This window comes from Pseudomonas sp. MWU318 (assembly GCF_016756945.1).
Classification (GTDB): Bacteria; Pseudomonadota; Gammaproteobacteria; order Pseudomonadales; family Pseudomonadaceae; genus Aquipseudomonas; species Aquipseudomonas putida_A.
Genome location: NZ_JAESJL010000002.1, coordinates 816,857 through 829,245, shown reverse-complemented (window position 1 = coordinate 829,245; position 12,389 = coordinate 816,857). Strand labels below are relative to the sequence as shown.

Annotated in this window: 12 protein-coding genes; 3 read left to right on the top strand and 9 right to left on the bottom strand. The window is 53.6% G+C overall.

Going from position 1 to position 12,389, the window contains the following annotated elements; genetic code table 11:
- From JN524_RS07720 to JN524_RS07710, 3 genes are all read right to left on the bottom strand, one after another.
- The gene (locus tag JN524_RS07720) at window positions 1-516 is read right to left on the bottom strand and encodes a hypothetical protein (RefSeq protein WP_202368994.1); all 516 of its coding nucleotides are present in this window, start codon (window positions 514-516) and stop codon (window positions 1-3) included.
- Between the two features lie 61 nt (window positions 517-577).
- Window positions 578-982, bottom strand: coding sequence for a GNAT family N-acetyltransferase (locus JN524_RS07715; RefSeq protein ID WP_202368993.1), 405 nt, complete (start codon window positions 980-982; stop codon window positions 578-580).
- Between the two features lie 53 nt (window positions 983-1,035).
- Window positions 1,036-1,941 carry a LysR family transcriptional regulator gene (locus JN524_RS07710; protein ID WP_097086174.1) on the bottom strand — a complete coding sequence of 302 codons (906 nt, stop codon included), beginning with the start codon at window positions 1,939-1,941 and terminating at the stop codon, window positions 1,036-1,038.
- Between the two features lie 102 nt (window positions 1,942-2,043).
- On the opposite strand from JN524_RS07710, the gene JN524_RS07705 reads away from it, so the two are divergent.
- Complete coding sequence (locus JN524_RS07705) at window positions 2,044-3,216, top strand: aspartate aminotransferase family protein (RefSeq protein WP_202368992.1); 1,173 nt, start codon at window positions 2,044-2,046, stop codon at window positions 3,214-3,216.
- A gap of 123 nt (window positions 3,217-3,339) precedes the next feature.
- On the opposite strand, the gene JN524_RS07700 is transcribed toward JN524_RS07705, so the two are convergent.
- The 3 genes from JN524_RS07700 to JN524_RS07690 all read right to left on the bottom strand — a co-directional run bounded on the left by JN524_RS07700 (window position 3,340) and on the right by JN524_RS07690 (window position 6,525).
- The gene (locus JN524_RS07700) at window positions 3,340-5,259 is read right to left on the bottom strand and encodes an alkaline phosphatase D family protein (protein ID WP_202368991.1); all 1,920 of its coding nucleotides are present in this window, start codon (window positions 5,257-5,259) and stop codon (window positions 3,340-3,342) included.
- Between the two features lie 72 nt (window positions 5,260-5,331).
- The gene (locus JN524_RS07695) at window positions 5,332-6,063 is read right to left on the bottom strand and encodes a hypothetical protein (RefSeq protein ID WP_202368990.1); all 732 of its coding nucleotides are present in this window, start codon (window positions 6,061-6,063) and stop codon (window positions 5,332-5,334) included.
- A gap of 96 nt (window positions 6,064-6,159) precedes the next feature.
- On the bottom strand, window positions 6,160-6,525 hold the full coding sequence (locus tag JN524_RS07690) for a hypothetical protein (RefSeq protein ID WP_202368989.1): 366 nt from the start codon (window positions 6,523-6,525) through the stop codon (window positions 6,160-6,162).
- A gap of 118 nt (window positions 6,526-6,643) precedes the next feature.
- Between JN524_RS07690 and JN524_RS07685 the strand changes: the two genes are divergently transcribed.
- Window positions 6,644-7,399 carry a hypothetical protein gene (locus tag JN524_RS07685; protein WP_202368988.1) on the top strand — a complete coding sequence of 252 codons (756 nt, stop codon included), beginning with the start codon at window positions 6,644-6,646 and terminating at the stop codon, window positions 7,397-7,399.
- A gap of 34 nt (window positions 7,400-7,433) precedes the next feature.
- Here JN524_RS07685 and JN524_RS07680 read toward each other — a convergent pair whose 3' ends face one another.
- Window positions 7,434-7,763: a hypothetical protein gene (locus tag JN524_RS07680; protein WP_103369541.1), complete on the bottom strand. Its 330-nt coding sequence runs from the start codon at window positions 7,761-7,763 to the stop codon at window positions 7,434-7,436.
- A gap of 255 nt (window positions 7,764-8,018) precedes the next feature.
- Here JN524_RS07680 and JN524_RS07675 point away from each other — a divergent pair, with 255 nt between their 5' ends.
- Window positions 8,019-8,279: a DUF6429 family protein gene (locus tag JN524_RS07675; RefSeq protein WP_202368987.1), complete on the top strand. Its 261-nt coding sequence runs from the start codon at window positions 8,019-8,021 to the stop codon at window positions 8,277-8,279.
- 370 nt (window positions 8,280-8,649) lie between these two features.
- On the opposite strand, the gene JN524_RS07670 is transcribed toward JN524_RS07675, so the two are convergent.
- Window positions 8,650-11,163 carry a DEAD/DEAH box helicase gene (locus JN524_RS07670; protein WP_202368986.1) on the bottom strand — a complete coding sequence of 838 codons (2,514 nt, stop codon included), beginning with the start codon at window positions 11,161-11,163 and terminating at the stop codon, window positions 8,650-8,652.
- Window positions 11,163-12,086: a HamA C-terminal domain-containing protein gene (locus JN524_RS07665; RefSeq protein WP_202368985.1), complete on the bottom strand. Its 924-nt coding sequence runs from the start codon at window positions 12,084-12,086 to the stop codon at window positions 11,163-11,165. The genes JN524_RS07670 and JN524_RS07665 overlap by 1 nt, the downstream gene beginning before the upstream one ends.
- Between the last annotated feature and the right edge of the window lie 303 nt (window positions 12,087-12,389).

Genomic DNA, 12,389 nt, shown 5'->3' with positions numbered 1-12,389 from the left:
TCATTGCGCGGTCAAGCCCGGGCGTTGCGCTTGAAGCAAGCGCAGCAACCGGTAGTACTTCAGCGAACGAGTGCCAATCAACCCACAGACGAAACCTGACGCTGCAGCTTTGAACAGCAGCGTATCCAGAGCAGAGGCTTGCTCCGGATGCACGTCATCCTGATAACCGAAGTAGTAATTCACGGCAAAAAACAGCAGGTACAACATCAACACTTTCCAAGTGCCGGGCAAGATCAGGCTTGTTTGCGAATCATCAAGCGTCACGTATTGCGCCGAAAACATTAGCCATGCCGTAACGCCGCCCAGCAAGAGGGCGCCAATCCAGCAGCTGAGGGACAGGGCTGGGTTAAGCGTCAGATTTATTGAGAAGAGAGACCAGGCTATTAACACTGGTGGCGTGACCAGCATTGCTAAACGGCTCTTGGGGCTGGGCGTGCGAGCCTTGATCCCGAAATAAACGAGTACCAGGAAAACCGCATAAACCCACAGAGGGGTGTTTTGCAGAGTGATCAGCATCAATTGGCGTCCGTGCTTGAAAGAGAAGATGAATCATAGCGGTTGCCATGTTCGGCGGCGGTTATTTCAAGCGCGGTCGCTCCATGGCAATTACCGATGTTTCAAACCCCAAACTGGCAAAAAACGCCTCCGCACCTTCGCGCCCGGCGCGTAGTACCCAAGTGATCTCGGGGTTGTCCCCCATGACATGCTCGACCAGTGCGCGCCCGACGCCGGCGCGCCGATGCTGGCCATCAACTACGACCATCGACAGATAACCGTTGGACAAACCATCGGTGATGCCTCGGGCAAAACCGATGATTTTTTCGCCGCTCAGTGCGACGGCAGTGCGTTGCGAGTTTTCGATCAGTTGAGTGAAGTAGTCGCTGGAGCCTGTTCGGTGTCCCCAGCCATGTTGGCCGAGAAACAGCCGAACTGGCTCCACTTCGTCGGGCAACAGATCGCGTACGGTAAGGTCGTTTCTCATCGATAACAGCATCCTTGTCGGCAATCACTGGAGCGTAGTCGATAGCAATTGAGTCAGGATCTGCCCCAGGTTTTCATCGCGAACTCGACGAAGCGCCGCAGCTTCGGCAAACGATAACGATCCGGGGCATACAACAGATGCAAAGGGCGGCTCGGGGGCTGGTAATCGGGGATCACCGTCACCAGTTTGCCGTCACGCAGATCCTGTTCCACCAGCGCATCCGGCAACATCACGATGCCCATGCCGGTGCGCGCTGCCTGATGCAGGCCGGCAGAGGTGTTCATCAGCATCGGGCCGCTGACGTCGACCAGAATCTCGCCGTCCGGGCCGCTGAGGCGCCAGCGTTTTTCCACCGATTGCCAGTCATCGCCGGCAGGGTAGGCGAACGACAGGCAGTCGTGTTGCTGCAGGTCTTCCGGGGTGATCGGCATGCCGCGTCGGGCGACGTAAGCCGGCGAAGCGCACACGGTCAGGGTGTAGTCGATCAGCGGCCGGGCGATCAGGTTCGACTGCTCGAAATGGCCCAGCCGAAACGCTACGTCGAGGCCGCTTTCCAGCAGATCCGGGCGGCGGTTGGTCAGCACCACATCCATTTTCACCTGCGGGTATTGCAGGGAAAATTCACTGAGCGCCGGGGCCAAGCGTTCGACCCCAAAGGTCAGCGGCGCGGTGATGCGCAACAGGCCGCGCGGCTCGTCTAGGGCCTGTTCGGCCAAGCGTTCGGAGTCGGCCACCAGACCCAGAACGTCCAGACAGCGCTGGTAGTAAACGCTGCCGAACTCGGTAAGCCGCTGCCGGCGGGTGGTGCGCTGCAACAATTGCACGCCGAGCCGTTGCTCCAGTGCGCGCAGGTGATTTCCGACCATGGTCGTGGACATTTCGCACTGCAACGCAGCTGCCGTCATGCTCCCGGCTTCCACGACCTTCACATACACGCTCATCGCCTGCAACAGGTCCATTATCAAGCTCAGCTTTTAAATGAATGAAGTTTTGCCGAGTTTATCCAGTTCTGGTGGCTAACCATACTGCAAACACACCGACCTTCACTGGAGTTTGAAGTCATGACCGCCGCCCTGATGAACACCTACCAACCGTTGGCCCTGAGTTTCACCAGAGGCCTGGGCACGCGCCTGTGGGATCAGGCCGGTCGTGAATACCTGGATGCCGTCGCCGGGGTTGCGGTGACCAACGTCGGGCACTCGCATCCACGGATCGTCGCGGCCATCAGTGAGCAGGCCGGAATGCTGCTGCACACATCCAACCTTTACAGCATCGACTGGCAGCAACAGCTGGCGCAGAAACTCACGCAGCTGTCGGGAATGGACCGGGCGTTCTTCAACAACTCCGGCGCCGAGGCCAATGAAACGGCGCTGAAGCTGGCGCGTTTGTACGGCTGGAGCAAAGGTATCGAACAGCCACTGGTGGTGGTCATGGCCAACGCGTTTCATGGCCGCACGCTCGGTACGTTGTCGGCGAGTGATGGCCCGGCGGTGCGCCTGGGCTTCAATGATCTGCCGGGGGATTTCGTCAAAGTGCCTTTCGGTGATCTGGCGGCGCTGGATCAGCTACAGCAAAAGCACGGCGAGCGCATCGTGGCGATCCTGGTCGAGCCGATCCAGGGCGAAAGCGGTGTGCAACTGGCGCCGCCCGGGTACCTCAAAGCCCTGCGCGAACTGTGCAATCGTCACGCCTGGCTGCTGATGCTCGACGAAATCCAGACCGGCATCGGCCGCACTGGCCAATGGTTTGCGTTCCAGCATGAAGGCATCGTGCCGGACGTCATGACCCTGGCCAAAGGCCTTGGCAACGGCGTGCCGATCGGCGCCTGTCTGGCGCGGGGCAGGGCGGCGGACCTGTTCACGCCCGGCAGCCATGGCAGCACCTTCGGCGGCAACCCGCTGGCCTGCCGGGTCGGTTGCACGGTGCTGGACATCATCGAAGAACAGGGCTTGCTGGAAAATGTCCGGGTGCAGGGTGAGCGCCTGTTGACCCGCCTGCGCGCCGAACTGGCAGACAACCCCAATGTGTTGGCGATTCGCGGGCAGGGCTTGATGATCGGCATCGAGTTGAAACAGCCGATTCGCTATCTGACGCTGATTGCGGCGCGGGATCATGGATTGCTGATCAACGTGACGCGTGGCAAGACGATACGGCTGCTGCCGCCGCTGACGATTGATGAGCGGGAGGTGGAGATGATTGTCAGAGGTGTGGGGCACGCCGTAACCGCGCACTGACGCGCAAACGAACCCCCTGTAGGAGTGAGCCTGCTCGCGATAGCGGTGTATCAGGCGATATACATTTTGAATGGCCTACCGCAATCGCGAGCAGGCTCACTCCTACATTGGAATAGGTGCACGTCAGTCCGGATAATCCCCCAACTCCGGCGCCAGCATCCGCGTCTTCAGCGCCCCGTTCGAATTGTGCTGAATGATCTCGCTCGGCTGTCCCTGCGCATTGAAAAATACCTGCCCGATCCCCGCCGAATTCCACAGCCGCTCACCCGCTTCGGCATGTTCCGGGGTATAGGGCACGATGCGCATGCGTCGGCGTTTGGTGAACCAATTCAACGGCGAGCGCGGTGAATAGAGCCAGCGGTTGAGGCGGTCGAACCATTCCAGCAGGGTTTTCGGAAACTCGTTCTTGATCCCGCTGCTGGTGATCTGCCAGATCCGTGGCCCGGCCTTGCGGTGTCGGATAAGTACTTCGTAGACGAAGGAATAATGCACATCGCCCGACAGCACCACGTAGTTTCCGGGTGTGCGGGTGTGTCGGAAAATGTTCAGGATCACCTGAGCGGCGCCGCGATGGGCCATCCAGTTTTCCGCGTCGACCAGCAGCGGATAGCCGCACCAGCTGAAAACCTTCTGCACGGTTTCGATCAACTTCACGCCGAAGATCGGCGCGGGGGACACGATGATCGCTGACGGATGATCGAGCAGTTCCTGCTGCAGTTCGCTCAACGCCTCCCAATCGAGAAGCCCCGATGGTTGCTTGAGTGCCATCTCACTGCGCCAGCGGCGGGTGCGGGTGTCGAGCACCACCAGCGCCGGGCTGCTCGGCAGCACGAAATGCCAATGCTGAAAGCGCAGCAAATCATCGATCAGCGCGTCCTGCACCGGGCTGTCGAGATAGCGATCATCACCGCTGGCGCTCAGGCGTCGGGTGTCATCCAGCAAATCCTTGAACGCGTCCGGATTATTGCCCCAGCCCTGACACAACATGTACGCGATCAAGGCGTTGCCGATGATGCGTTTGGAGAACGGATGGCCGTAGGCGGTTTCCTCCCATTGCGCGGAAAGATTCCAGTCATCGGTGATGTCGTGGTCATCGAAAATCATCAGGCTCGGCAGGTGCGCCAAGGCTCGGGCGACGTTGCCTAAACCGGCCTTGAAGCCATCGATGCGGGTCTGCTCCAGGGTGTAGCGCTTCAGACGTTCAGGCGTCAGTGATGGAACAGAGGGATCGATCAATGTCCACGCAACCGGCGACCACACCAGCAAATACATCGCCATCACTTCGGCGAACGTCACCAGATGATTGTCAGCACTGCTGCTGGTGAAAATCGGCTTACGCGCACCGCCGAAAAAACGCTCGCGCAATGTCTCGTTGCTCTCCAGCGCCGGTAACAGATCCGCACGGTGGTAGTAACTGGCCGGGTGTTGGTAGAGCTTGGCACTGTCGCTGACCACCGCGCCTTCGAGGTGTTCGTCGAACAGGCCGAGGCGCTCGATCAACGCATGAATCGCCCGCAGCATCGGGCCGGCAACGTCGTCTGCGTAAACCTGGTCGCCGCTCATCATCAGCAGCGCTGGGCGTTGTTGCGGATCGGTTTCGCCAGACAGCAGTTGATCGACGCACAGCAGACCGTCTGCCGCCGGATGATGTGGCTTGCGGCAGGAGCCATGCAGCAACTGATCAATCCGTGAGCGCACGACAAGGTTCGGACAGCGGTCATTGCCGTACAGCAGATGCGGCGCCCACTCGACGATGCGCGTCTGGCGGTCGATCAGCAGGTCATAGTCGATGCGCGTGTCGCAGGGCAGGGCGCTGTCCAGCACAACGTCAATCAAATGGACGAACGCGTGGCGGCCTACGGGGATGACCGTGCACTTCCCGGCATCGAGAGGGATGTCTCCTACACCCTGCAGGCGCAAGGTCAGCGACAGTTCGCGGGTGCCGACCAGCCACAACACCACGCGCGTTGGTTCCAGCCGACGCAGCAGTGGGCCGGCCAGGGCGGGAGGCAGCGGGTTCAAGTCAGCAGGTGTCGGGGACATTCGGTGGCGAAGCTCAAGGCGCACAGGCTGGCGATGATAGCGCAGCCAGCGCCTTGAACCCTTAAACGAGGCTTAAGAGTCAGCCTTCTGCAGCTTTAGCGCGAGCAGTCGCCATTCGGCGGAAGCGGGTTGCTCCTGCACCGAGCAGTCGAAGCGATAAGTGACGTCCTCGCCGTTCATGTTGCGCGCGGTGACCTTGTTGCTGAGGGTGTAGACCTGGTCCTTGAAGCGCTTGGTGACAATGGTTGAGCTGTCGGCGAAGCGCTCCGAGGCCGGGAAGCGCAGCGTGCTGGTGACCAGCGTGCCGCACATGACATACGCGAGCATCGATTTATCGCTGTCGGCATTTTGCCCAAGCTTGTCGCGTAGCGCGGTGAGCGCTTTACGGCCCTGCGCGTCGCTCTGATCCAGGACGGTTTTTTCCGATATCGATTTCGGTGCCCGGCTGGCGTAATTCGGCAGCAGTGCGGAATCCGGCGGAGAAGGTTGGTTATCCGGTTCGATCGCGGCAAAGCCCGGCGTGTTTTCCAGCACCGTAGACGTCGAGTCCGACTCGGCTTCGGGCAACAGACTGGTGGTGACATCGCTCTGTGTGATCACGTCTTCGATTGGCGCCTTTTCGGACTTATGCGCCGACGGGAACAGCGACAGGAGGATCGACAGCACCACCAAACCGACGATAAAACCGCCCGCCGCGCCAACGATGTTGCCGTAAAACAGATTCCAGCTGCCGCGGTTTTTCACCACCCAGCGCCACATGAAACCCCAGGCGGCGATAAATGCCAGAAAACTCAGAAACGCCATTCGATCCTTTCCTTAATTTCGAAAGCTGAAATCAACGCACACCGAAGTGAGCGCTGACGAAGGGCGCCAAGATAACAAAACAGTGACGCCGCTCGATCATGTGTTGGGGAAAAAATTCACAGCAAGCACCAGCAGTGCCACCATGCCGGCGGCAAAGCCACACACCGCGCCCAGCAATTGACGTGCAATCGGATGTTCGGGTTGACGGCGATTGGCAATCCACAACCATACCCCCGCCAGAACGCCCGCGCTTGTGGTGAATACCACCAGACTGCGATTCAAGTTGGGTGCCGCCATCGATGTACCAATGACTGCGTCGTAAATCAGCGTGAACACAATGCCGGTTACCACGCTACTTCCGGCACCAGCAAGGTTGCCCAGCAGCAAACTCCACTCACCCCGTTCTTTCACTACCCAAAACCAGGTTCCGGCCATCACTAGCAAGCACAACAAAGCATCCATTGGTTTATTCCCGAGTGCGCGATAACAGAGGCGGTGACAGGCCTCCAGCGAAAGTGGACGGCAAGATAGCAAAATAGTAGCTTCGCGCCACTTTCTTCAAACACGTAACGGACTACACATGCCGATTTTTTCTTTTACACCGCGCGCGCTTGGCGCTTTCCTTCTCGCCATCGTAATGACCCCGGCGCTTGCCGGCTGGGATGAAACCCCGGAGGTCGCCTGGAAGGAGTACCTCGCCGATTGTGGGCGTTTTCAGCAAGTGGTGAGCAACGTTCAAAACGGGGTCATGACTACCAGGCAAGCGATGGACCGCGTCGACAGCTTGAACCGTACTGTTTATGTCCATCGCGATCACCTCTCCCAGGAAAGCCTTACCTCTCCCGAATATGCCCGTTGCGAAAACGTCATTGCTCAAGCGTTCGTGATCCGGAACAAGGAAGAGGAGGTGCTGGTCGCGGAGCTTCAACAGCAATACTTCAAGGCGCAGGCCGAGCACGAGAAGTCCCCGGAATACAAGCGTGCCCTCGATCTGGGCTTTAGCGACGTTGGCGGACTTGGCAAGCTCAAGGAACTCGCCGAGGATTCGGAAACGGATGGCGAAGCGTATCTGAAGACGTTGATGATCACGGTCGATTGGGGCTGCGGCCGACATTTCCGCGCCGTGAGATACGTCAAACCCTATGTGATCTACACCGCCCATCCCGATGAGGGCAACTGCGCCGTCTATAAAGAGGTCGCGGTGCTTGGCGGAGAGATGGTGGAGAGGGGCGAAACCATCGATCAGGACGCCATTTTTCAATACGTGGGATGGAAGACGCTGGAAGGGCCAGGTGGGTTTCCCGTCGACATTCGAGTGGTAAAAGTGCGGCAGTAATCCGAAGGGCTGTTTCTACAGATTGCGCGTCTGATTACAGAATGTCCTTCAAATAACCCTTGAGCGCGAGGAGCGGCTGGTCAAGCTGCTCCAGCGATTGTGCCTGACGGAAATCGGCCGACAGCTTGTGCAGCTCCCGCCCCAACGGTTTCTCGACCCCGCCCAATGCATCCATCGCCAAGCCCAGGCACTCGTTCATCTTGAACTGGATGGTCTCGACATCACCCCGGCGCACCAGCAATTCGAACACGTCTTTCTGGTAGTCACCCATGACCATGTCATCCCGCAGAATAGGGCTCAGGCCTTCCTCCTCGTAAGCGAGTTTTAGGGAGAACAGGGCGACGGTTTCCAGTGACGTTTCCATGGGGGGCCTTAGCGACGTCCGTCAATGTGAGTGTTAATGCGTAGATGCAACCACCGATGCGGTGGACTACTTTCAGAGGGGCGTGATTATACGGAGTGAGATCAACAAGTGCAGCCCAAAGGCGAGGCTGGGCACTCGGAAGCCGATCAATAACCTTCACGGGGTTGAGCGGTATTTCGATCGGAGGTCGGCGAGTCTTATGGTGAGCCTTCAGACTCTCGACGTTAACTGTTGGATACGAATGGAGTGACGACCATGGAGTACGACGACAAACTGATGGAAGACGCCGTGCTTGCCCTGTTGGCAGCACTCAGTTCCGATAAAGGAAATGCCTGGAAAGGGTTCGACTTCGAGATCATGAACCGATTGCATGAACAGGGTTTCATTAGTAATCCGGTGAACAGGAACAAGTCGGTCTGGTTGACGGAGGAGGGGCTGGAGCGGGGGCGGGCGATAGCAGCGCGGTTGTTTGGGGGAAATGGTCAGATTGAGTCTGCAACCGACTCCGATATCTGAGTCCGTGCGATGTCACATGCTACCCGCGGTGGTGAGCGTTCTGCATTGCGCGTCCACTTTCCGACAGACGAAAAAAAGGCCTTGCTAAGCAAGACCTTTCTTTATTTTGGTGCCCGAGGGGGACTGTAGGGATACAAGCTGGGATACAGCTAACCAGCTCCTGTGACCAATTTTGATGCATGGCCTGCGGAAGCAATAATTTTCCTCCTCGCAACGTACCTGGCCCAGCAGGGAATAATGTGTACCTTTGGGCTCATGACTCGGCAGCGGCAAAAATACCGAAAACGCCATTTACCAGCACGATGATCACGTCGGCTCTTCGTTGCTTTCATGTCATGGATTTGAGGCTGAGCGGCCTTTTTAAATCAAATCACTTTAATCCCAGAATGTCTTCGATCTCGTACTGACACATCTTTGGAAGCCCCAATTTTGAGATATCATATTTCATCAAAATTTCGAGATAGTCCTCAGGTTCGGAAGAGTCAGCCCAATTGAGTTTATTTTTCAGCCGTAACGCAGTGAATCTAGAAAACCCTAATGCCATTAAGCTTAGATTCACTTTGTCGCAAGAGCCAAACTCTAAAAATGTGTGATAGGGAGCGATTTTTATGTTCTTTTCTATGTGGTGTCTATCAATCATCGCTTGTCTTAATATGTCTTCATAGGCGCTGAAATATTTGACGAGGCTAAATCTAACTTTCTTTTCAATAACGGAGAGTATGTTTCTAATTATTGGTGATGCTTTCGCCATAGGATCCTCCTTGCGCAACCTTACTACTCGATCGCGAATAAGCTGGCTAATAGGGATTCCTGTGACCCATTTGTGAGCTAGTCCGCCATACCAAAGACGCTGCATCTCAGTTAGTTTCCAGTCGAAAGCTTCGCAAATAAGCTCAATGGCTTTTTCCATGCGTGCCTTTCCACCAGTCTCATAAGGGGATATTAACGCAAGTTGGTTTATGTCGATCTCTTCCATGAAACGGTTATATAAATTCTGAAGGTGGTCCGGTCGAAGCACTCTGTGGGTATCCAAAATGTGGGCTGGCAGACTAATATCTAATGACTCAATGATCTCAAGCGTTTGAGCTAAGTGCTCAGAGTTTGAATTTGATTCATATTTTTGTGTGATTTCGTCAATGGTGCTTTGCTGGCTTTCATGGAAAAGTCGTCCGAGGCCGGCTTCTGCAAGTTCTTTTTGATTTTCACCTTCGACTTTTCCGCTCATTAAGTTTTGGATTAAAGTGCCCCCGTCTGCCATGATTTTAGACATGGATGATTGGATTTCCTGTAGTCCATCGCCTGTATAGGACGGCTCCTCCCATGATTCGGGCGTCAGACACCATACGTTCCCGTGAAACTCTTTCAGTAAGCGTCCTGCTCGCCCTGCTAGATTTAAGAAGTCCGGGCGATGCATAGGTGTCGTGCCACTTTTAGGATTTTCAATGACGATATGTTTTGCTGGAAGATTCACGCCTTGTAATAGTGTGCTAGTGCTACAAATATATTTTATCTCGCCGGATTTAAATAATGACTCTACGCCTGATCGAACGATCGAAGGCAAATCGCCATAGTGAAAAGCAACGCCCTTTGGGAGTGTCAATACAAGCGGATGTTCCTCATGGATTTCAGTCTTTATGAAAGATATGAAATCTTTAACGTCTTCAGATACATCTTGCTCGGCTAATGACTTGGCTAGGAATCTAGCTAAGTCTTCAGCCTCAGCGGGACCGTTCGAAAATATAATTGTCGACTCATTTTGCTTTGTTATGAGCTTGGCGAAGGCAGACCTTCGTTGAAAAATTGGAGGTCTGAACGAGATACCAAGATCATAGTTGCCAACATCAATAACTCCAAATCGCGTATGTAATTTGAAGTTTGCAAATTTGGGTTGTCTTGTTATTTGTGAAACCAGGATGATGTTTTGAGATACAGGTGAAATTTGTTCAGTGAAAAAATACCCGTTGTCCATTCTGTTGAATAGATGCAGGAAGTATCCGGGGTTCTTGATCAATGGGCTTGCAAAAAAAATTGAAGCGGATGGATATTTTTTTAACGTAAGGTCTACAGCGTTCTGTAGCACTATGCCTCTTTTACCCTTATGGATCTCGTGAGCCTCATCTACGAAGACTGAGTCTATCCTAGTCACGTCATTTTCGGGTTTCAAAAGACTCAGCAAGCGCTCTTGCGTTAACACGTAGACAACACTTTTGGATTTAAGATGGCTTTCGAGAGGGAATGGAGCAGATCTTATGATTACATCACTTAACCCTTGATGACGCACCGTGGAACGAACTCTGGAAGTTACTTCTGAAATTAAGGCTCGAGTAGGAACAATATAAACGATGCATTTATCTGTCTGCGATGAAAGTCTTCTCAATAGGTCCATATTTAAAACAAATGACTTTCCCGCCGATGTGGGCGCGGAGACGCTTAAAGATCGTTCGGCAGTTAGTGATGTGAACAGTTTGTATTGGAAATTAGTTAGCAATGTATCATTGCTTACGGAATTCTCAGCCTCTCTAGCAAGACGCTCTAAGGAGAGGGTCAGAGGGATGTCAGGACTGGCTCCATTTGTGTATCGCGATCTTAAAAGGGATCTCCCTGGGAAATTACCTATCCTTGAAAAAATAAGGTCAGCTGCCCCATTTATTTTTGGTAATTCGTCAGAGTAGTTTTCTAAGAGTCTTGTTATTATTTCGTACGAAAGATTGATTTCATCGCTTTCTTCAGAAATAGATAATGCTGAAGCTAATCCAATTAGGCGATTGCATTCGCTGTCAGAAAGTATATCGGCGGTTTCTTTCTTGATGGTGAATAATTTAAGGATGCTGCCGCGATATAATTTTTTTAGTGGGGTGTGAAATTCTTCATCAGAAAGTTCCATTAGTTAAGCGCCTCGTTGAATGCATCGCGAAACTCTTGGACCGAAGGGAAGGGGATAAAAAACACTTCGAATCTTAGATGTTTTTTTTCAAATTTCGAGAACTTGTTATTAAGTATTTGGGAAAGACGACTGCTGTCTTGAAGGAGGCGAGAGCGAAAATCTTCTATGTTCTTTTTCAGGCTTGCAGTTGGGTCGTTGCTGAATTCAGTCCAATCATATCCTATTAAGCAAGCGTGGTTTATTCTTACGCCGGGGCCTGGTTCGCCAAACTTTATTAGATCCATTACGGCTGTGCGAACGTTTTCGTCAGCATATTTAAAGTGTTTAGTAACCATGTTAAATTCATGTTTGTACATTTTTCCTTCGTGAAAGCTATCTACGCTTTCGAGTGCAGCACTCACTGCGCGATTAACGTCCTGATACATTTTCGATTCTCCGAAGTAAAAATCGATCATGTCGTCTTCTACGCACCATTTTATATGAATGCCGTCGGAGCCTTTTACCTCATCCTTGCGATTTGTTTTAAGTTCCATTTTTGCAACTATTTGAGGTGCCTCAAGAATGGCTTCATTCAAGAAAAAAAGTAAAGCCTCACCCGCTTCACCGCTGGTGTCAGGAGTTTTTGAAGTGTTCGGTGGATGCCTGAAAAGCTCCCTAGCTTCTTTAGTAAGTTTTGCCGCTTGTCTGGTATTCAGCTGTTCTGGTCTATTTTTGCAGGAAATACAGTATTCAATAATGTATTGGTAGAGTGCTTCTGCTAAAGGCTTAATTGCCGGTCTGCCATTACCATCAAAACGCATGTGATGTATGCGCATATTGGCTGCAATCCCTCCGATCTTTTCGCTGTGCTCTATAACATCTAAGCATGATTCAAGATCAGACTTAGCGACAGAAAGGAAACGAGCAAAATCAAGTTCTTCCATAAACCTTCCGATAAACACTTACTACCAAGTTTTATTTGAATATAGCGCCTGTTCGTTCCGACTCACGGCTCGCCATAGCGGTAGCAAAAATATGGCGTTTTGCTATACGTCGACAGTATCCTGATGATTGTCGGTCGTAAAGGGATAGTGGTCGCCAGCGTCAGAGAGGGAGGCTGAGGGTAGGCGAGGCTACCACCGAGCTCGGATTAAGCCATTCCGAAAGCCGGCGACGAATGCTGGCGGTGGGTTATGAGAGTCACTCTCATTCCCGAATCTTCCTTGGAAGGGCTCCGTTAGCTCGGT